This window comes from Rhodococcus oryzae, assembly GCF_005049235.1.
Taxonomy (GTDB): Bacteria; Actinomycetota; Actinomycetes; order Mycobacteriales; family Mycobacteriaceae; genus Rhodococcus_G; species Rhodococcus_G oryzae.
In genome coordinates, this window is sequence record NZ_SUMD01000005.1 from 229,506 (window position 1) to 249,158 (window position 19,653).

General features: G+C 70.5%; 20 protein-coding genes. 5 read left to right on the forward strand and 15 right to left on the reverse strand.

The genetic code is table 11. The features are described from left to right. Positions 1 to 25: 25 nt before the first annotated feature. From FCG67_RS12545 to FCG67_RS12575, 7 genes are all read right to left on the reverse strand, one after another. Positions 26 to 1,069, reverse strand: coding sequence for an alpha/beta fold hydrolase (locus FCG67_RS12545; RefSeq protein WP_136910112.1), 1,044 nt, complete (start codon positions 1,067 to 1,069; stop codon positions 26 to 28). Between the two features lie 109 nt (positions 1,070 to 1,178). After that, entirely contained in the window at positions 1,179 to 2,099 is a 921-nt protein-coding gene (gene era, locus FCG67_RS12550) for a GTPase Era (protein ID WP_077042041.1), read from the reverse strand. Next, the gene (locus FCG67_RS12555; protein WP_051636960.1) at positions 2,089 to 2,499 is read right to left on the reverse strand and encodes a hypothetical protein; all 411 of its coding nucleotides are present in this window, start codon (positions 2,497 to 2,499) and stop codon (positions 2,089 to 2,091) included. Before FCG67_RS12555 ends, era begins: the two co-directional genes overlap by 11 nt. Beyond that, positions 2,492 to 3,814, reverse strand: coding sequence for a hemolysin family protein (locus FCG67_RS12560; RefSeq protein WP_136910113.1), 1,323 nt, complete (start codon positions 3,812 to 3,814; stop codon positions 2,492 to 2,494). The genes FCG67_RS12555 and FCG67_RS12560 overlap by 8 nt, the downstream gene beginning before the upstream one ends. Continuing rightward, positions 3,811 to 4,353 (reverse strand): rRNA maturation RNase YbeY, encoded by a 543-nt coding sequence (gene ybeY, locus FCG67_RS12565; RefSeq protein ID WP_136910114.1) that lies wholly within the window; start codon positions 4,351 to 4,353, stop codon positions 3,811 to 3,813. The genes FCG67_RS12560 and ybeY overlap by 4 nt, the downstream gene beginning before the upstream one ends. A gap of 65 nt (positions 4,354 to 4,418) precedes the next feature. Beyond that, positions 4,419 to 5,420 (reverse strand): PhoH family protein, encoded by a 1,002-nt coding sequence (locus FCG67_RS12570; RefSeq protein WP_246045059.1) that lies wholly within the window; start codon positions 5,418 to 5,420, stop codon positions 4,419 to 4,421. Positions 5,421 to 5,639: 219 nt separating this feature from the next. Continuing rightward, a complete protein-coding gene (locus FCG67_RS12575; protein WP_136910115.1) occupies positions 5,640 to 6,305 on the reverse strand; it encodes a TetR/AcrR family transcriptional regulator in 666 nt (221 codons plus the stop codon). Between the two features lie 138 nt (positions 6,306 to 6,443). Here FCG67_RS12575 and FCG67_RS12580 point away from each other — a divergent pair, with 138 nt between their 5' ends. From FCG67_RS12580 to FCG67_RS12590, 3 genes are all read left to right on the forward strand, one after another. Then, positions 6,444 to 8,024 carry an MFS transporter gene (locus FCG67_RS12580; protein ID WP_136910116.1) on the forward strand — a complete coding sequence of 527 codons (1,581 nt, stop codon included), beginning with the start codon at positions 6,444 to 6,446 and terminating at the stop codon, positions 8,022 to 8,024. Between the two features lie 73 nt (positions 8,025 to 8,097). Further along, entirely contained in the window at positions 8,098 to 8,370 is a 273-nt protein-coding gene (locus FCG67_RS12585) for a putative quinol monooxygenase (protein WP_246045030.1), read from the forward strand. Positions 8,371 to 8,440: 70 nt separating this feature from the next. Next, positions 8,441 to 9,298, forward strand: coding sequence for an SMP-30/gluconolactonase/LRE family protein (locus FCG67_RS12590; protein ID WP_246045031.1), 858 nt, complete (start codon positions 8,441 to 8,443; stop codon positions 9,296 to 9,298). A 1-nt stretch (position 9,299) separates the two neighbouring features. On the opposite strand, the gene FCG67_RS12595 is transcribed toward FCG67_RS12590, so the two are convergent. The 4 genes from FCG67_RS12595 to hrcA all read right to left on the reverse strand — a co-directional run bounded on the left by FCG67_RS12595 (position 9,300) and on the right by hrcA (position 13,126). Beyond that, the gene (locus FCG67_RS12595) at positions 9,300 to 10,073 is read right to left on the reverse strand and encodes an alpha/beta hydrolase family protein (protein ID WP_136910119.1); all 774 of its coding nucleotides are present in this window, start codon (positions 10,071 to 10,073) and stop codon (positions 9,300 to 9,302) included. Positions 10,074 to 10,078: 5 nt separating this feature from the next. After that, positions 10,079 to 10,840: a 16S rRNA (uracil(1498)-N(3))-methyltransferase gene (locus FCG67_RS12600; RefSeq protein WP_136910120.1), complete on the reverse strand. Its 762-nt coding sequence runs from the start codon at positions 10,838 to 10,840 to the stop codon at positions 10,079 to 10,081. A gap of 18 nt (positions 10,841 to 10,858) precedes the next feature. Then, positions 10,859 to 12,013 carry a molecular chaperone DnaJ gene (gene dnaJ / locus FCG67_RS12605; protein WP_136910121.1) on the reverse strand — a complete coding sequence of 385 codons (1,155 nt, stop codon included), beginning with the start codon at positions 12,011 to 12,013 and terminating at the stop codon, positions 10,859 to 10,861. A 78-nt stretch (positions 12,014 to 12,091) separates the two neighbouring features. Further along, a complete protein-coding gene (gene hrcA / locus FCG67_RS12610; RefSeq protein WP_077042049.1) occupies positions 12,092 to 13,126 on the reverse strand; it encodes a heat-inducible transcriptional repressor HrcA in 1,035 nt (344 codons plus the stop codon). Positions 13,127 to 13,327: 201 nt separating this feature from the next. On the opposite strand from hrcA, the gene FCG67_RS12615 reads away from it, so the two are divergent. Then, positions 13,328 to 13,630, forward strand: coding sequence for a type II toxin-antitoxin system VapB family antitoxin (locus FCG67_RS12615; RefSeq protein ID WP_077042050.1), 303 nt, complete (start codon positions 13,328 to 13,330; stop codon positions 13,628 to 13,630). A 57-nt stretch (positions 13,631 to 13,687) separates the two neighbouring features. Here the strand turns inward: FCG67_RS12615 and FCG67_RS12620 are convergent, their stop codons facing one another. From FCG67_RS12620 to FCG67_RS12630, 3 genes are all read right to left on the reverse strand, one after another. Further along, positions 13,688 to 13,888, reverse strand: coding sequence for a hypothetical protein (locus FCG67_RS12620; protein ID WP_136910122.1), 201 nt, complete (start codon positions 13,886 to 13,888; stop codon positions 13,688 to 13,690). Between the two features lie 18 nt (positions 13,889 to 13,906). Continuing rightward, positions 13,907 to 15,307: a WS/DGAT/MGAT family O-acyltransferase gene (locus FCG67_RS12625; protein ID WP_136910123.1), complete on the reverse strand. Its 1,401-nt coding sequence runs from the start codon at positions 15,305 to 15,307 to the stop codon at positions 13,907 to 13,909. A gap of 192 nt (positions 15,308 to 15,499) precedes the next feature. After that, positions 15,500 to 16,504 carry an AraC family transcriptional regulator gene (locus FCG67_RS12630; protein ID WP_169310507.1) on the reverse strand — a complete coding sequence of 335 codons (1,005 nt, stop codon included), beginning with the start codon at positions 16,502 to 16,504 and terminating at the stop codon, positions 15,500 to 15,502. 155 nt (positions 16,505 to 16,659) lie between these two features. Here FCG67_RS12630 and FCG67_RS12635 point away from each other — a divergent pair, with 155 nt between their 5' ends. Then, entirely contained in the window at positions 16,660 to 18,204 is a 1,545-nt protein-coding gene (locus tag FCG67_RS12635) for an aldehyde dehydrogenase family protein (protein WP_136910125.1), read from the forward strand. A gap of 69 nt (positions 18,205 to 18,273) precedes the next feature. Here the strand turns inward: FCG67_RS12635 and hemW are convergent, their stop codons facing one another. After that, a complete protein-coding gene (hemW, locus tag FCG67_RS12640; RefSeq protein ID WP_136910126.1) occupies positions 18,274 to 19,470 on the reverse strand; it encodes a radical SAM family heme chaperone HemW in 1,197 nt (398 codons plus the stop codon). Positions 19,471 to 19,653 lie beyond the last annotated feature (183 nt).

Consider the following 19,653-nt stretch of genomic DNA (forward strand, 5'->3'; position numbering starts at 1 on the left):
CTGCAGATGGCCCGTTTCGGCCATCTCACAGGAGTCCGAGACGCGCGGCCTCCGCGACGGCGGCCGTCCGTGAGGTGCGGCCCAGCTTGCGGCGGATATTCGCAACGTGACGGTGAACGGTATGCGGGCTCAGCACGAGCTGCTCTGCGATCTCACGATCGCCGAGACCGCGAGCGACGCAGGCGAGGATCTCACGCTCACGGCTGGACAGCAGGACCGATTCCGGCTCGCTCGCACGGTGCGGCGACGGCTGCACCGGTGCCAGCGTCTGGCGGCACGCGCGGACCACGGAATCGGTGTCATCGTGCCAAGGGAAGTGCGCGCTTCCCGGCAGCGGGACGAAGGTCGCGCCTGGAATGGCCGATGCGACCTCGCGCCCGAGCCGGAACGGTACCGCGCGGTCGCCACGACGATGCACAACCAACGCCGGCTGGCGGACGAGAGGGAGGTGTGCGCGTACGTCGAGGTGATAGGTCAGATCCAACAATGCGGCAGCGGTTTCGGCGGTCGCCGCCTCCCGCTGCAACCGTGCAAAGAGTTCGTGCTCGGCAGGGCCGGCGCCACCCAGGAAGATGTCCCCGAGCAGGCGCGAGCCGAGGCCCCAGTGCGCGCGCACCGTCGCCAAGATCGCGTCCCCCACGCCCGGTGCTGTCAGCGCCGCACCGTTGGGGTACGACCCGTACAGCACCAGGTGCTCGACGCGCTCCGGAAACGCTGCGGCAAACGCGATGGCGGTGCAGCTCCCAGACGAACCGCCGATGAGCGATACGCGCTCGAGCTCGAGCTCGTCCATAAGCGCGCGCAACGTCGCAACTTCCCCATCGAGGCTCAGGTCCGAATCGTGCAAGGTGCGGTCCGACAAGCCGACGCCGAGCCGGTCGTAGCGGATCAGCGTGTAGCCGGCTGCGACTTCCTCCCAGAATCGCCGAAAGCCCACGCTCTGCCAGTCGAGCTCGAGGTGACTCACCCACCACGCCGGAGCCACGAGCGGTGGACCGTCCCCGCGAATCTCATACGCAACGCGGCGGGCGCCGAGGGGAAGGAACCGGATCTCGGACTTCTCCAGCATGGCTCGAGCCTACGACGTCCAGCTGAGCAACGAACCCAGCGAAAGGACCACCAACCCACCGCACCCCGGCGGCCCCGACCGACTGGCCCGGGTAACTCCGCGCCGCCGCCTAGAAGCCCAGGCGCCCCAGCTGTTTCGGGTCACGCTGCCAGTCCTTGGCGACCTTCACGTGCAGCTCCAGGAAGATCCGGGTGCCGAGCAGCTTCTCGATCTGGGTGCGCGCCTTGGTGCCGACCTCCCGCAGCCGGGCACCGCCCTTGCCGATCACGATGCCCTTCTGGCTTGGCCGCTCGACGTAGAGCAGCGCGTGCACGTCGAGCATCTCGCCCTGCTTCTCGGTGCGGCCCTCGCGCTCGATGACCTCCTCGATCACCACGGCCAGCGAGTGCGGCAGCTCGTCGCCGAGCCCCTCGAGCGCGGCCTCGCGGATGAGCTCGGCCATCAGCGTCTCCTCCGGCTCGTCCGTGATCTCGCCGTCCGGGTAGAACGCCGGGCCCTCGTCCATCGACTTCGCCAGCAGGTCGACCAGCATCTCGACCTGCTCCCCCGACGCCGCGGACACCGGGATCACCTCGGTCTCGGGACCGAGCAGCTTCGACAGCGCCACCAACTGCTCGGCGACCTTCTGCTTGCTGACCTTGTCGATCTTGGTGACGATGCCGATCAGCTTGGTCTTCGGCGCCATCTGGCGGACCTGCTCGAGGATCCAGCGGTCGCCGGGGCCGATCTTCTCGTCCGCGGGGATGCACAGGCCGATCGCGTCGACCTCGGAGTAGGTGTCGCGCACCAGGTCGTTCAACCGCTGACCGAGCAGCGTCCGGGGACGGTGCAGCCCGGGGGTGTCGACCAGGATCAGCTGGGCGTGCGGGCGGTGCACGATGCCGCGGATGGTGTGCCGGGTGGTCTGCGGCCGCGACGAGGTGATCGCGATCTTGCTGCCGACCAGCGCGTTGGTCAGCGTCGACTTGCCGGTGTTCGGCCGTCCGACGAAACAGACGAAGCCGGAACGGAATTCGGTCTCAGTGCTCATGGGCATCTCCAGAAATGGGTCGGTAGGGCTCCCAGCCCATGACATAGGGGTCCGAGCCGTCGGCTCGGGCGGCGATCAGCTTTGCGGAGGCGGTCACCTCGGTCAGTGCGAGCACACCGGGCTCGTTGTCCCGGACGGCGGTGACGATGTCCGCGGCGCTGCCGGGCAGGTCGCCCACCACCGCGGCGGCCTCGAAACCCTCCGCCCCGCTCGAGAGAGCGGCGGCGATCGCGGCCTGCAACGCGGTGAGGGTCAGGGCGTCGAGCGAGACCGGGCCTGCGGCATAGGTGCGACCGTCGAGGTCCCGGACCGCCGCGCCCTGTGCGCCGCCGGTCCGACCCATCGCCCCACGGGCGAGGACCACCAGCTTCGCGTCCTCCTCGTCGAGATGCTCAGTCATGTCGGCCCTCGTCTCCCTCGTCATCGCCGACCGAGTCGGCGTCCGGTTCGGGCGCTCTCCATGCAAGAACAGTACTGATCCGGACCCGGCCGCGGACGTCGCTGCCGCCCTCGGCAATCAGCATCAGGCCGTCGGTGGTGACCTCCGAACCCGGCAGCGGGACCCGGCCGAGCGCGTAGCCGAGCAGCCCGCCGACCGTCTCCACCTCGTCGTTGTCGATCTCCATCTCGAACAGCTCGGCGAGGTCCTCGATCGGCAGGCGGGCCGAGAGCCGGAAGCGACCGTCGCCCAGGTCCTCCACCGGCGCGATCTCGCCGATGTCGTACTCGTCGGCGATCTCGCCGACGATCTCCTCGATGACGTCCTCGATGGTGACCAGCCCGGCGATGCCGCCGTACTCGTCGACCAGCAACGCCATGTGGTTGCGGTCGCGCTGCATCTCCGCGAGCAGGCTGTCGAGCGGCTTGGAGTCGGGCACGAACACCGGCGGGCGCATCACCTCGCCGACGGTGACGCCACGGCCGCCGTCGGTCGAGTGATACGTCTTCTGGACCAGGTCCTTGAGGTACACGACGCCGAGGATGTCGTCGACGTTCTCGCCGATCACCGGGATCCGCGAGTGTCCGCTGCGGACGGCCAGCGAGGTGGCCTGACCCGCGGACTTGGTCGCCTCGATCCACACCATCTCGGTGCGCGGGACCATCACCTCGCGGGCGGGGGTGTCGCCGAGCTCGAACACGGACTGGATCATCCGGCGTTCCTCGTCGGCCACCACCCCGCGCTCCTGCGCCATGTCGACCAGCTCACGCAGCTCGATCTCGGAGGCGAAGGGGCCGTTGCGGAAACCCCGACCGGGGGTGAGCGCGTTGCCGACCAGGATGAGCAGTCGGCTGATCGGGGAGAACACGACGCCGATCACCTGCAGCGGCAGGGCAGCGGCGAGCGTGATCGAGTACGCGTGCTGGCGGCCGATGGTCCGCGGCCCCACCCCGATCGCGACGTAGTCGATGAGCACCATGACGACGGCGGTGACCAGCAGCGCCCAGCTGCGCTCGAGCATGTCCAGGAGCGCGGCGGCGAGCAGGACCGTGGCGGTGATCTCGGCCAGGATCCGCAGCAGCACCATGAGATTGACGTACCGGGGCCGGTCGGCCACGACCATCAGCAGGCGCTGCGCACCCGGACGCGCGTCCTTGGCCAGGTCCTCGACTCGGGCCCGGGAGATCGTGTTGAGCGCGGAGTCGATGGCGGCGAACAGCCCGCCGAGCGGTATCAGGACCGCGGCGAGCAGGATCTGGACTAGCTCATCACTCACTGCTCGGGGCCGTCGACAAACCCGGTCTTGCCCAGCAGCCTGCGGTCACGGGCGGCCAGTTCCGCCTCCCGCTCGGCCAGGCGCAGCTCGTCGTACCAGTCGGCGAGCAGGCTGTTCTGCAGCGCGAACATCTCCTTCTCCTCCTCCGGCTCGGCGTGGTCGTAGCCGAGCAGGTGGAGGACACCGTGCACGGTGAGCAGCGCAAGCTCGTGCGCGGTGGAATGGCCGGCCTTGACTGCCTGGTCGGCGGCGAACGCGGGGCACAGCACGATGTCGCCGAGCATCGCCGGTCCGGGCTCGGGGGCGTCGGGCCGCCCACCGGGCTCGAGCTCGTCCATCGGGAAGGACATCACGTCCGTCGGGCCGGGCAGGTCCATCCACCGCATGTGCAGGTCGGCCATCGTGTCGAGGTCGACGAGCACCATCGACAGCTCGGCCGCCGGGTGCACGTCCATCCGGCCGATGACGAACCGCGCGACGCTGATCAGCTCGCCCTCGGAGACGTCGATCCCGGACTCGTTGGATACCTCAATGCTCATGACAGTCGTTCTCCTCGGGGCCGCCTGCGGCGGGGATGGGCGGGGGCGGTGTGGTCACGTGGGCGTCAGCGCCGCGACGAGCGGGGCTGCGCCGCCCGGCGCTGCGAGCGGTTGCCGAGTTTGACCTCGTCGATCCGCTCGGTCTCGAAACGCTCGTAGGCGTCGACGATGTCGGAGACCAGGCGGTGCCGCACCACGTCCGCGCTGGTGAGCTCCGCGAAGTGGATGTCGTCGATGTCGGTCAGGATCTCCGAGGCCGCCCGCAGCCCGGACCGGGCGCCGCCGGGCAGGTCCACCTGGGTCACGTCGCCGGTCACCACGATCTTGGAACCGAACCCGAGCCGGGTCAGGAACATCTTCATCTGCTCGGCCGTGGTGTTCTGCGCCTCGTCCAGGATGATGAACGCGTCGTTGAGGGTGCGGCCGCGCATGTAGGCGAGCGGGGCGACCTCGATGACGCCCGCCTGCATCAGCTTCGGGATGGCCTCGGGGTCCATCATGTCGTGCAGCGCGTCGTGCAGCGGCCGTAGGTACGGGTCGATCTTCTCGTGCAGGGTGCCGGGCAGGAACCCGAGCCGCTCGCCCGCCTCGACCGCGGGGCGGGTCAGGATGATCCGGCTGACGTTCTTGCTCTGCAGCGCCTGCACGGCCTTGGCCATGGCGAGGTAGGTCTTGCCGGTGCCGGCGGGGCCGATGCCGAAGACGATGGTGTTCGCGTCGATCGCGTCGACGTATCGCTTCTGGTTGACCGTCTTGGGCCGGATGGTCTTGCCGCGCCGGGACAGGATGTCCAGGCTCAGGACCTCCGCTGGCGATTCGGCGACGCCCTCGGTGAGCATCGCGACACTGCGCCGCACCGCATCGGGGGTCAGGGTGTTGCCGCCCGCGACAACGGCGATCAGCTCGCCGATCACCCGCTCGGCCAGCGCGACGTCCGCGGCCCTGCCGGTGAGGGTGATCGCGTTGCCACGAACGTGAATGTCTGCGTCGAGGGCGCGTTCGAGTTCCTTGAGGTTCTGATCCGAGGAACCGAGCAGCGGGAGCACCGCGTCGGGTGAGACCTCCATGCTCGACCGCACCGTGCGCTGCGCTGGGCGGTCCTGGCTGCCGTTGGCCTTCGCCCCTGCGCGCGAAGCGCGTCCCCCTGCGTCGTCCGACTGATCGCCCATGTCGCTGTCTGCACTCACGTGGTAGCTATGGCCTGCTTTCCTGGTTCCGTGTCCCGACGGACTGGGCCGCCCTGATACCTCGCAGTCTATCGCGGGTCGTTCGCGCCGCCCACACGATTACCGCCGGTCAGGGCCAGCCGCGGGCACCGGCGCGCCCTCGGCGTCCCGGATCCACGCCCATGCCTCCTCGACCACCACCGCGGCCCGCTCGGGCGGGACCCCGAGCAGCACCAGCGACGTGACGCCGAACGACTCCCCGGAATCGTTGACGCCACCCTTGTTCACCTGATCGAGCAGGGTGATCGTGACGGCCTCGGTCATCGCGACCAGGATCCCGGCGGGCAGGTACGACGAGAAGGTCCCGTCCCGCTGACCCTGCTCGACCATGGCGATGGCCGGCGCCCGCGCCGGTTCCATCAGGTCGAGCATCCGCTGCTCGCCGAGTTCCTTGCGGGCGAAGGTCAGCAGCATCCGGAACCGGTCGCCGACCGGCCAGGTCAGCAGGGCGAGGACGGCGAGCGCCAGGTCGGGTCGTTCCGGCACCGGAATGTCCGCGCCGAACGACGCGACGAGCTCGGCGGAGGCCTCGTCCGCGATGCCTTCGACGAGCGCCTCCCGGCTGGGGAAATGTGCGTAGACCGTGCGGCGGACCACGCCTGCCGCGCGCGCGACGTCGTCCATGCTCGCGTCCGGGTCGGCGGCAAAGGCGCCGATCGCGGCGTCGATGATGCGCGTCCGATTGGCCCGCGCCTCGCTGCGTCGTCGCCTCACCGGTTCCGCCACCGTCGCATCCACCCTCTCGCCGCCCGATGTGATCTGCGTCAAGCATAGTTGCACAGCCGTGTGCAAGCTATTAACTTGCACATCAATGTGCAGACAGGTCCGGGCGCCGGACCGCCGCCGCCGAACGGAGCGCCGAAGATGACGACACTCGCGACCAAGCCGGTCTCCCGGATGGAGCAGCCCTACCGCTGGCGCTGGGCCGCGCTCGGCGTGCTGTGCCTGAGCCTGCTGATCGTGGTGATGGCGAACACCGCGCTCATCGTCGCGGCGCCGGACATGACCCGGGACCTCGGCCTGACCAGCGCGCAGCTGCAGTGGGTCATCGACGGCTACACAGTGCCCTACGCGGCGCTGATGCTGCTGGCAGGCGTGATCGGCGACAAGTACAGCCGCCGCGGCGCGCTGTTGACCGGCCTGCTGGTGTTCGGTGGCGGCGCGGTGTTCGGCAGCCTCGCGGACACCACGACCGCGGTGATCGCGGCCCGCATGATCATGGGCGTCGGCGCGGCGATCATCATGCCCGCGACGCTCTCGCTGCTGGTCGCGACGTTCCCCAAGTCCGAGCGCTCGCGCGCGATCGCCGCCTGGGCGGCCACTTCAGGGCTGGCCATCGCGTTCGGGCCGCTGCTGGCGGGCTGGATCCTCGAGAGTCACTCCTGGAACGCGACCTTCCTGATCAACGTCCCCATCGCCGTGGTCGCAGCCGTCGCCGCCGTGGTCCTCGTGCCGCCGTCCCGCGCCGATGGCCTGGGTCGCATCGACTGGATCGGCGGCCTGCTGTCGGTGGTCGCGATCGGGGCGCTCGTCTACGCGATCATCAACGGCTTCCACTTCGGTTGGGGCGCAGGCCCGCTCGTCGGCGCCGCCACGGCGCTGGTCGGGCTCGCGGCGTTCGTCGCCTGGGAGCTGCGGCACCCGCAGCCGCTGCTGAACGTGCGCAAGCTCGGCGAGCGCACCGTCGGTGGCTCGACCCTCGCGGTGCTGCTGCTGTTCCTGTCTGCATTCGGCGCCATCTACTTCATCGCCCAGGAGTTCCAGTTCGTGCTCGGCTACGGCCCGCTCGAGACCGGCGTCCGGTTGCTGCCTCTCGCCGCGGCGGTGACCGCGGGCGCGGTCGTCAGCGGCCGGATCACCCCGCGGATCGGGGTGCGCAGCGCGATCGTGGCCGGCATGGTCCTCGCCGCGGCGGGCGTGCTGCTGCTGACGCGGGTCGACGGCGGCTCGGGCTACCTCGACTTCCTCGTGCCGCTCGTGCTGCTCGGTGTCGGCATCGGCCTGAGCGAGCCGCCCGCCACCGACGCGATCATGGGCAGCTTCCCCGACAACGACCTCGGCGCCGCGGGCGGCCTCAACGACACCGCGATCGAACTGGGCGGATCGCTTGGCATCGCGATCCTCGGTTCCATCCTGGCCGCGAGCTACAAGGACTCGATCGCCGGCTTCATCGACGGCGCGCCGCTCCCCCAGCTCGGCGGGGATCTCGCCGCCCAGGCCGACTACGCGCTGGAGGTCTCGCGGGAGTCGGTCGGCGGCGCGGCGCTGGTCGCGCAGGAGCTGGCGGGCAATCCGCTGTCGGCCTCGTACGCGCAGCCGCTCCTCGAGGCCGCCTCCACCTCGTTCGCGGACGCGATCGCGAGCGCGAGCCTGGCCGGCGGGCTCGCGCTCGCCGTCGGCGCGGTGCTGGTGGCGGTGATCCTGCCCGGCCGGTCGAGGGACTGATGGCGGGAGGATCCAGACTCGACACCCGGAGGGTTGGAGCAGAGCGGACGGAGCGCAGGCATTGATCAGAGTGATGGTGGGAAGCACCGTGCCGACCGAACACCTCGACAGAGTCCTCGAGCTGTACAGCAGGCTGGTGGCGGAGACGAGGAAGGAACCGGGTTGCGTGAGCTATGAACTCCTGCAACGCCAGGACGATCCACGGGAACTGATGCTGGTCGAGGAATGGCAATCTCAGGAGCACCTCGACGCGCACACCAGGACTCCCCATTTCGTGGCCATTGTCGGGGAACTGGACCAGCTCGAACGGGCTGCGCCCGCCCTCATCTACAACCAGCTCCTCTAGACCGATGAGTTTCGCCGCGCCCGGTGGTCTACCTCCCCAGGGACACAACGGGAGGCGGATCATGCGAACGATGCAGACACTGGCGAGCGGTTTCGGGCAGCTGGAATCCCCGCGCTGGCACGACGGTCGGCTGTGGTTCGCGGACTGGACGGCCGGGGTGATCCACGCGATCGAGCAGGACGGCCGGATCGAGGCCGTGGTCGAGCATCGGTCGTTGCCGCTGTGCTTCGACTTCCTGCCCGACGGGACACCGGTGCTCGCCTCCGGCCCCGAGCGGGCGCTGCTCCGCCTGTCGCCGGACCGGACCCTCACGCGCTACGCGGACCTGTCGGCGCTCTCGCCCTACGGCAGCAACGACATCGTCCTCGACGGCCGAGGCAACACCTACGTCAACAACGTCAACTTCGACTTCGCCGCCGGGCCGCCCGCGACCGAGACCGCGCCCGGATTCGTCGCACTTGCCACCGCGGATGGGCGGGCACGCGTGGTCGCCGAGGACCTGGCCTTCCCGAACGGCATGGCGGTCACCGCCGACAACGCCACGCTGATCGTCGCCGAGTCCTACCGTCACCGGCTCACCGCCTTCGACATCGCGACCGACGGCTCGCTGACCAATCGCCGCGTATGGGCCGACGTCGGCGACCACTCACCCGACGGCATCTGCCTCGACGCCGAGGGCGCGGCCTGGTACGCCGACGTCGGCGACCGGTGCTGCGTGCGGGTCGCGGAGGGCGGTCAGGTCCTCGACCGGGTGCACCTCGACCGCGGCGCATTCGCCTGCACGCTCGGCGGGGCCGACGGCGACACCCTCTTCGTCGTCGCCGCGCAGTGGCCGGGAGCCGAGCGCCTCATGGACCACACGGCGTGGGACGGCACCGTGGTCAGCACGCCGGCGCCCGCGCCCGGGGCCGGGTGGCCGGGCGCCTGAGTCACGCCGGGTGCGCCGACCACGGGTCGTCGTCGAGCAGGGCCCGCAGGGTCAGGTCCCAGCTCCGGGAACCGCGGGCGAGGAAGTCGTTGTGCCCCTCGCCCGGCACCTCCCAGAACGCCACCGTGTCCCCGGCCGCCTGGGCGGCATCCCGGTACGCGCGGCTTGCGGCCGCCGGCACCTGGATGTCCTCCGCGCCGTGGATGCAGACCACCGGGACACCCATCGGGACCCGGTACACGGGCGAGGCGTCGCGGTAGAGCTGCGGCGCGTCCTCGTACCGGGAGCCGAAGAACGCCTGCAGCGCGGCGCCTGCTGTGCGACCGGCCGCGCGCGCTGCCAGGTCCATCGCGCCCGCCTGCGCGACGACCCGCTCGGGGCGAACCGGGGAATCCCGTTGCCCGGCAACCCACAACGCCAGCTGCGCGCCCGCGGAGTGACCGACGATCCGGACGTTGCCGAGGTCGAGCGGGATCGGCGACAGGGCGGGCAGCACGCCGCCGACCGCGGCCAGCGCGGCCTCGATGTCGGCACTGGTCTGCTCCCAGCCACCGCCCGCGCCAACCCGGCGATACTCGACGTTCCATGACGCCACCCCGAGCCGGGCCAGTTCGATGGCGAGGGCGGTCGCCAGGTTCAGGTGGAAGTCGGCGCTCCAGTAGCCGCCGTGGATGAGCATCACCACCGGCACCGGCTCGGTGACAGGGGCGGCGGGCAGGTACAGGTGTCCGAACTGCTGCGGCTCGGGTCCGTAGTCGACGCGTTGGCGGGGCACGGCGATTACTGGAGGGGCCGCGCGGACCAGCGGTCGGTCAGCACGCCGATCGCGCCGAGCGCCACCGCCCCCGCCGTGGAGGTCCGCAGCACCGTCGGGCCCAGGCGCACCGCGACCGCTCCCGCCGCGGTCAGCGCGTCGACCTCCGCGTCGTCCAGGCCGCCCTCGGGCCCGACCACCAGCAGCATCTCGGCCGCCGTGGCCAGCGGTAGCTCCGCCAGCGCCGTCGTGGCCGACTCGTGGAGGACCGCGACCACGGCGCCACCGGCCACCGCGGCCGCCACCCGCTCGACCACCGCGGGGGTGCGGTGCAGGTCGAGAACCTCCGGGATATGTGCTCGCCGTGACTGTTTCGCGGCGGAGGCCGCCACCGCGCGCCATTTCGCGACGCCCTTGTCGGCCTTCAGGCCCTCCCAGCGGGCCACGCACCGCGCGGACTGCCACGGCACGATCGCGTCGATGCCTGCCTCGGTGGCCAGCTCGACCGCCAGCTCGGAGCGCTCCGCCTTCGGCAGCGCCTGCACCAGCGTCACCGCAGGGGCGGCCGCCGGGACGGTGTCTCGGGCGGTGACCTCCAGGTCGAGGCGGTCCTTGCCGACCTCGACGACCACCGCGTCCGCGACGGCACCCCGGCCGTCGGAGAGCACCAGCCGCTCACCGACCCGGATCCGGCGCACCGTGGCGGCGTGCCTGCCCTCCTTGCCGTCGAGCACGGCGACCGCGCCGACCTCGGGCAGCGGGTCCAGATAGAACACCGTCGCGGCCATGTTCGTTCGCCGTTCTCGTCAGCGACCGCTGAACGCGTCGCGAAGGCGGGAGAACAGTCCGCCGTTGTGCTGCGAGGCGGTGGTGACGACCTCGGCGTGGTCCTTGTCGCGCAGGTCCTTGAACGCGTTCAGCGCCGCGGCCTGCTTGCCGTCGAGGCGCGCGGGGACCACGACCTCCAGGTGCGCGTGCAGGTCGCCGCGCACCCCGGAACGCAGCTTCGGCATGCCGTGCCCGCGGACCGACTCGACCTTGCCCGGCTGGGTGCCCGCGGGGATGGTGATCTCCGTCGGGCCGTCGATGATCGTGTTCACCGTGACGGTGGTGCCGAGCGCCGCGTCGACCATCGGGACGCGGACCGTGCAGTGCAGGTCGTCTCCGTCACGGACGAACATGTCGTGCTGTTGCTCGATGATCTCGACGTACAGGTCGCCCGCGTGGCCGCCGCCGGGGCCGACCTCGCCCTGCGCGGCCAGCCGGATCCGCATGCCGCCGCTGACGCCGACCGGGACCTTCACCGCGATGTCGCGGCGGGCGCGCACCCGGCCGTCGCCGCCGCACTTGTGGCAAGGGTCGGGGATCGTCTCGCCCGCGCCGCGGCAGGTCGGGCACGGACGGGAGGTCATCACCTGGCCGAGGAAGGAACGCTGGACGGACTGCACCTCGCCTGCACCGCGGCAGGTCTCACAGGTCACTGGCTTGGAGTCGCCGTTGGTGCCGGCGCCGGTGCACGCGTCGCACAGGATCGCGGTGTCCACGGTGATGTGCTTGGTGACGCCGGTGGCGCATTCCTCGAGGGTGAGCTTGGTCCGCAGCAGCGAATCCGCGCCGGGCTGCACGCGGCCGCGCGGTCCGCGGCTGGTCTGGCCGCCCCCGCCGAAGAACGCCTCGAACACGTCGCCGAGTCCGCCGCCGAAGCCGGCACCACCGAATCCGGCGCCGCCGCCCCCGCCGCCCTGCGACAGCGGGTCGCCGCCGAGGTCGACGATGCGCCGCTTCTCGGGATCGGAGAGCACCTCGTATGCGGTCGAGATGTCCTTGAATCGGGCCTGTGCCGCCTCGTCGGGGTTGACGTCGGGATGCAGCTCCCTGGCGAGCTTGCGGTACGCCCGCTTGATCTCCTGATCGGTCGCCTTCGTGCTGACGCCCAGAAGTCCGTAGTAATCCCGTGCCACGTTAAGTCTCTCGTCCTCGTTGTCGATCAGTTCCAGCTGTCAGTGAAAGTCCTGCTCGCGGCCGCCCGCGCACGCGCGTCAGCGCTCGGCGAGTACCTCGCCGATATACCTCGCAACGGCGGCGACCGATGCGATTGTTCCCGGGTAGTCCATCCGGGTGGGGCCGAGCACCCCCATGCCGCCGAAGACGTTGCCGCCCGCGCCGTAGCCGGTGGTGATCACCGAGGTCCCGCGGATCTGCTCCATCTGGGTCTCTTCGCCGATCCGGACGGTCACCTTGCCCGCGTCACCGGTGGCGGCGAGCAGCTTGAGCACGATGACCTGCTCCTCGAGGGCCTCGAGGACGGATCGCAGCGAGCCGGGGAACCCGGTGAAGTCCGCCGCATTGCGGGTCAGGTTCGCGGTGCCGCCCAGCACCAGCCGCTCCTCGGGGTGCTCGACGAGGGTCTCGATCAGCACCGTCGCGGATCGGACCACGGCGTCGCGCAGGTGGTCCGGGGCGTCGGCGGCGAGTTCCGAGACGGCGATCGACGCGGCGGCCAGGCGCTTGCCCTCCAGCGCGCCACCCAGCAGGTTCCGCAGCCGGGACAGGTTCTCGTCGTCGATCACGTCGCCCAGTTCGACGATGCGCTGGTCGACGCGACCGGAGTCGGTGATGAGCACCAGCAGCAGCCGGGCCGGGGTCAGCGCGACCACCTCGAGGTGGCGGACCGAGGACGACGAGAGCGTCGGGTACTGCACGACCGCGACCTGTCGGGTCAGCTGGGCCAGCAGCCGCACCCCGCGGCGGAGCACGTCGTCCAGGTCGACGCCGGATTCGAGGAACTCCAGGATGGCGCGGCGTTCGGCAGGCGAGAGCGGCTTGACGTCGGCGATCCGGTCAACGAACTGCCGGTAGCCCTTGTCCGTCGGCACCCGGCCGGAGCTGGTGTGCGGCTGGGCGATGTAGCCCTCGGCCTCGAGCACGGCCATGTCGTTGCGGACGGTGGCACTGGAGACGCCCAGGTTGTGGCGTTCGACGAGGGCCTTCGAGCCGATCGGCTCCTGGGTGGCGACGTAGTCGGCGACGATCGCGCGCAGCACCTCGAAGCGTCGTTCATCGGTACTCGACATAGCGGCCACCTCCGTCACCCGACTCCCCCGTCCGGAAGTCCGGCGAGACCATTCGTCACGGTCGGCGTGGTTCACACCCCCGCGACCGGGTACCAGTCTAATCGCCCTGCCGGGCGCTTCCCGCGAGGCCTTACTGTGTGTGGTGCGCGAACGGCGCCAGGTGCCGGCCGCGCACCCCCGACTACCGGGACGGGAACACCGATGATTTTCAAGGGCGTGAGGGACGGCAAGCCGTACCCGGACCACGGGCTGTCCATGCGCGACTGGTCCAAGATCCCGCCACGACAGGTTCGGCTCGACGAGATCGTGACCACCACCAAGGTCCTGGAGCTCGACCGTCTGCTGTCCGAGGACTCCACCTTCTACGGCGACCTGTTCCCGCACGCGGTGCTCTGGGACGGCGTGATCTACCTCGAGGACGGCCTGCACCGCGCGGTCCGCTCCGCCCTGCGCAACCGGGTCGTCCTGCACGCCCGGGTCTTCGACTACGACGCGATCCGCTGACGCGACCGCAGGTCGGATCCGCCTTGCGCCAGGCATGACGTCCGGGCGTTGGTCGCGTCAGATCATCAGGGCGGCGAAACCGACACAGGCGACGGTGAACAAAGCCACGACCACGCACAGGACAACGGACCCGGTCACGATCAATGCGGGCGCGCAGGCCGAGATCCCGGAGCCGAGCGCGATGACCGGCGACGATCGGAGCCGGGAGGTCGACGGTTCGGCGGGGACGAGGGCACGGTCGGTTGCTGGGTGGTTCATGTGATCTCCTGTCCCGGCCTACAGGCCGACGGTCTTTTCGAGGGCGCAGAGTTCGTCGTCGAGGCGACCGAGCAGGGGCTGAAGTAGCGGCACCGCTCGCCGGCAGCCGGTCAGCCCGAACGCGATCTCGTCATCGGTACTGGTGCAGGTGATGTTGAGGGCTTGTCCGTCGACCGGGATCGACAGCGGATACAGCGCGGTCAGACGGGCGCCGTTCCAGTACAGAGGCTTGGCCGGCCCGGGAACGTTGGAGATCATCACGTTCGGCGGGCGGATCGGCCCGCCCATTCCGAACATGCCCAGCGCGAGCGGCGCGGACCCGAGCGCACTCATCGCCAGAGCCTGCGCCGAGCTCATCGCCCGCAGTGCCTGTTTGCCCTCGCGCATGGAGGCCGTCACGGTCGCGAGGCGGTTCGCCGGGTCCGCGAGGTCGGTGGCGAGATTACACATCAGCACCCCGATCTCGTTGCCTGCCTTGCCCTCCCGCTGCTCGCCACGCAGCGAGACCGGCACCATCGCGATCAGCGGGTCGGCGGGCAGCGCGTCGAAGTCGCCCAGGTAGCCGCGCAGCGCCCCTGAGCACATCGCGAGCACCACGTCGTTGATGGTCGCCTCGGCATGCTTGGCGACCAGCCGGAGCCGTTCGATCGGCCAGGAGCGCACCGCAAACCGTCGGGCCCCACCGATCGGCACGTTGAGCATCGACCCGGGCGCAGCGAGCGAGAGCGATCCGCCACGCCCGCGCAGGGCCCGGTCGACGGTGCCTACGAGCGCGGGCACGAGGCCTCCCAGCTCACCGAGCGCGCCGCGAGCGACACGCAGCGCGGTGGCAGGCACGCCGCGCGGTCCGGGACCGCCCGCCGGCTGGTCCGAGACGTGCCGCAGCGCGCTGCGCTCGCGCACCAGCGGCTCCCACGGCGCGGGCATCTCCCGCCGTGCCGGGTCCGCGCTGAGGCCGCGGCGCAGCAGCTTCATCGCCGACACGCCGTCCGCGAGGGCGTGGTGGATCTTCGTGTACACCGCGAAGCGGCCGTCGGCGAGGCCCTCGATGAGGTGCATCTCCCACAGCGGCCTGCTTCGGTCCAGCAACACAGCGTGGAGGCGGGAGACCAGCTCGAGCAGTTCGGTGATCCCGCCGGGGCGCGGCAGGGCATCGTGGCGCACGTGGTGGCCGAGGTCGACCTCGACATCCGACTCCCAGCCCCACTGCCCCAGCGAGGTCACCGACCGACGGGCGCGTTTACGCAACAGCGGCGCGACATCGCCCCGACCCAATGACGAGTCGAGCAGTGCCCGCACATCGCGCGCGTCGCCGCCATCCGGCGGAGCGAACAGCGCGAGCCCCCCGACATGCATCGGATGGTCACGAGACTCGCCGAGCAGGAACATCGAATCGGTCGGCGCCATCGGCAGCAGCAAGGTTCGGCCTTTCCATGTGCCCGCACCCGGACGATCACGCGGTTCGTGGAGCCGAGGGGGCGTGTCCTGGATTTTGTCCAGCGGCAACGATGGGGCCAACGCTAGATGCAGCAGCGGCTGAAGACTGTCCCCGAAGCGCGGGGGATGTCCCGATTGCGCAGGGACTTCGAGCGCCAGGGTTTTCGGGCCGGGCTACGTCGTGGTGAGGGTCTTCGACGGCGGCTGCCCGTACCGCTTTCGGTATTCGAGAGCGAAACGGCCGAGGTGCTGGAATCCCCAGCGATAGGCCACATCGGTGACCGCGACGTCGGACGGGTCTGCCTGGATCAGGTCCTCATGGGCCCGCTCGAGCCGGACATCGCGAAGATAGGCCAGTGGTGAGACCCCGACGTACCGCTGGAATCCGTCCTGCAGGGTGCGCACGCTGACGCCCACCAGCATCGCCAGCCCGCTGACGGTCCACGGCTCCTCGGGATGCGCATGGATCGCATCGATGGCCCGACTGATGGTGCGCGGGCGGGCAGCGTGTGCGGGCGAGTCGAGGAGCTCACGGCTGTCGTGAGCCGCCGTGAGTAGCAAACCGGTGGTCACGGCATCCACCAGCCGGCTCGAGACCAGCTCGTTGTAGAGCAGGCTGCTGTCGTCGTCGAGTTCGGTGGCGAGGGTTCGGACCAGCGCCAACCAGCTTGCGCCCGACTTGCTGGACAGATCGAGCACGGGGTCGAAGGTCACCGGTTTACCGACCGGCCTGCCGAGTAGGGCGCGAAGCTCGGACTCGAGGTAGGCACGATCGAACTTGATGCCGTACACCACGCAGTCCGCGCTCCATCGCGTGATCCTGGTGGAGCGATGCGGGAGGTAGATGGACGCACGCCCGCGGGTGACCACATCGGACTCTCCGCCTGCTTCCGACTCGATGCCGCCCGACATCGGAATGCTCACGTGGTAGGCACTTTCCAGCTCGCCGAGGTCGATGCTCACGTCCGCTCCGTACGACAACCGGCCCACGGACACAGGACCGAGCTGCACAGTGCGTAGCGACATGTCGAGGTCGGAGTCCGTGGTGAGCTGGACCAGCCGGTGGGGGTAGTAATTCCGACCGACGGCCGCGCGCGCTTCGTCGAGGGTTCGGGCGTGAAATGCCAACACCCGGCGCGTCGGTTCGGGCGCACCCGCTGCAGGCGATTTATCGTGCATCTTTCGCCTCCAGACCCAGGCTACCCGCCGCGGACCCGGCCACCCGCCCACTTGTGCCGCTGACCCAAAGGCCCGTGACTGTTGGCCGAATCGGCCAAGCGCGGCGGCTCCGATCACGCCGATACTCGACGCCAACCCCCACCGAGGAGTGCGCGATGAGTATCGACCAGCTGGTGCCGACGACCGGCCGACCGCCCGTGACCGTTCACTGCCCGGCGACCGGCGAGGTGGTCGGGTCGGTCCCCGACACCGAGCCCGACTCGATCGCCGAGGTGGTCGACGAACTCCGCGCCCAGCAGCCGGCATGGGAGGCCCTCGGCCCCAAGGGTCGAGCCAGGTGGCTCTTTGCCCTACGGGACTGGTTGCTGGACAACGAGATCCACCTGGAGGATGTGCTCCAGTCGGAGACCGGAAAGCCGCGGACCGAGGCCGGGCTCGAGGTGCCGGTGATCGCCGAGATCATCAACTTCTACGCCGCCCGCGCGCCGCGCGACCTGGCCGACGTGAAGCTCCCGAACTCCGGTGCGTTCAGCCTCACCAAGTCGCAGCACAAGACATACCGTCCGCATCCGGTGGTCGGGGTGATTACGCCATGGAACTTCCCGCTGCTGATGCCCGCCATGGACGTGATCCCCGCGCTGCTCGCCGGCGCCGCCGTCATCCTCAAGCCGTCCGAGGTGACCCCATTGTCCGCGCTCGAACTGGCGCGCGGATGGCGTGAGATCGGTGCGCCGCCGGTGCTGGTCTGTGTCACCGGCCGCGGGGACACAGGCGCAGCCGTCGTCGACGTGGTCGACATGGTGCAGTTCACCGGCTCCACGGCCACCGGGCGCACGATCGCCGCCCGGGCGGGCGAGCGCCTCATCCCCTGCAGCGTCGAGCTCGGCGGCAAGGACGCCGCGATCGTGCTGGCAGACGCCGATCTCGAGCGCGCAGCCAACGGAATCCTCTGGGGCGGGCTGATGAACTCCGGCCAGGCCTGCATCTCGGTCGAGCGGGTCTACGTCGAGGAGGCCGTGCACGACGAATTCGTCGCGCTGCTCACCGCGAAGGTCCGGTCGCTGCGTCAGGGCGCCGACGACGACTCCCACTCGGCGGACGTCGGCGCGCTGGCGAACGCGAACCAGGTCGAGATCGTGCTCCGTCACGTCGACGACGCGATCGCCCGCGGCGCCACCGCGCTGACCGGCGGCGCCCCGACCGGGGTGGGGACATTCTTCGAACCGACCGTGCTGGTCGACGTGGACCACACCATGGCCTGCATGACCGAGGAGACCTTCGGTCCCACCATCCCCGTGATGAGGGTGGCCGACGCGGACGAGGCCGTCCGGCTCGCCAACGACTCGGTCTACGGCCTGTCCGCGACCGTCTGGACCGGCAGCCGCTCGCGCGGGGACGCCATCGCTCGACGACTCGAGGCCGGGGCGGTGAACGTCAACGACATGTTCAGCAACCTCTTCTGCTTCGGGCTGCCGCACGGCGGGTGGAAGAGCTCCGGGGTCGGCGCGCGCTTCGGCGGCGCCTCGGGTCTGCACAAGTACTGCCGGGTGCAGGCCGTCACCGCACCGCGGTTCCCCACACTGACCAACGAACCGCTGTGGTACCCGTACACGCCCTCGCGGGGGCGGGTCGCGGCCCGGCTGCTGCGGGCGATCGTCGCCCGCGACGTTCGCCGCCGATTCGCCGGAGCCCGCCGATGACCCCCGGAGGCTGGACCGGATCCCGTTGCCGCACAGCCGCGTCGGGGTGAACCGATTCGACTGGTGGGGTCAGCTCAGGATGTCGCGGATGACGCCGTCGGCCAGCAGCCTACCGCGGTCGGTGAGCACCAGTCGGTCACCCGCGCGCGAGAGCAGCCCGTCCGCGACGGCCTGCTCGGCGGCCGCGATCTCGCTCGCTCGCAGGTCGGACTCCGGCAGCCCGGACCGCAGCCGCAGCGTCAGCATCACCCGCTCGACGTGCCGGTCCTCGGCGGTGAGGTGCTCGCTGTCCGCCACCGGAAGTTCGCCCGCCGTCAGCCGGTCGGCGTAGCGGGCCGGATGCTTGACGTTCCACCAGCGCACCCCGCCGACGTGGCCGTGCGCGCCGGGGCCTGCGCCCCACCAGTCACCGCCGTCCCAGTACCCCAGGTTGTGCCGGCACTCGGCGCCCTGCTTCGCCCAGTTCGACACCTCGTACCAGCTCAGCCCGGCGTCGGCGAGGCGCGCGTCGATCCGCTCGTATCGGGCGGCGAGGACGTCGTCGTCGGGCGCGGGCAGGTCCCCGCGCCGCACCTTCCTGGCCAGCGCGGTGCCGTCCTCCACGATCAGCGCGTAGGCCGAGACGTGGTCGACGCCCGCGGCGAGCACCGCGTCCAGGGACGCGTCGAGGTCCTCGTCGCGCTCGCCTGGCGTGCCGTAGATCAGGTCCAGGTTCACGTGCTCGAACCCCGCCGCGCGCGCCTCCACGGCCGCCGCCACCGGGCGTCCCGGGGTGTGGGTGCGGTCGAGGATCTTGAGCACGTGCTGTGCCGCCGACTGCATGCCAAGCGAGATGCGGGTGAACCCGGCCTCGCGGAGGCGGTCGAAGAACTCGGGCGAGGTGGACTCGGGGTTCGATTCCGTGGTCACCTCGGCGCCCGCGGCAAGGCCGAAGCTCGAGCGGACCGCGCCAAGCACGTCGGCCAGCCCGTCGCCGCCGAGCAGCGACGGCGTGCCGCCGCCGACGAACACCGTCTCCGCCGCGGGCACTGCGCCCTCGGCGCCGAGCATCACGGCGGCCGTGTCCAGCTCGCGACGCAGACCCTCGAGCCAGGACTGCGGCGACGCGGAGGTGCCCAGCTCCCCCGCCGTGTACGTGTTGAAGTCGCAGTACCCGCAGCGCGTCGCGCAGAACGGGACGTGGATGTAGATGCCGAACGGACGCGACCCCACTCCGGCCAGGGCATGGTCCGGCAGCGCAAACGCAGCAGCCACCGGCTCGGTCATCGATCCACTCACCTCATCAGTGTCCCATTACCAGAGGACGTGACGAGCGCCACACATCGCCCTGCCTGCGCATTTCCCCCAATTTCGGGGGAAATGGCCACCGGGTGTCGGAATCGGCGAGGTGTTCTGGCACAATTGGCCGGGTGACCGGACTTGGGATTGCGCTCGTGGCTCGACGCCACG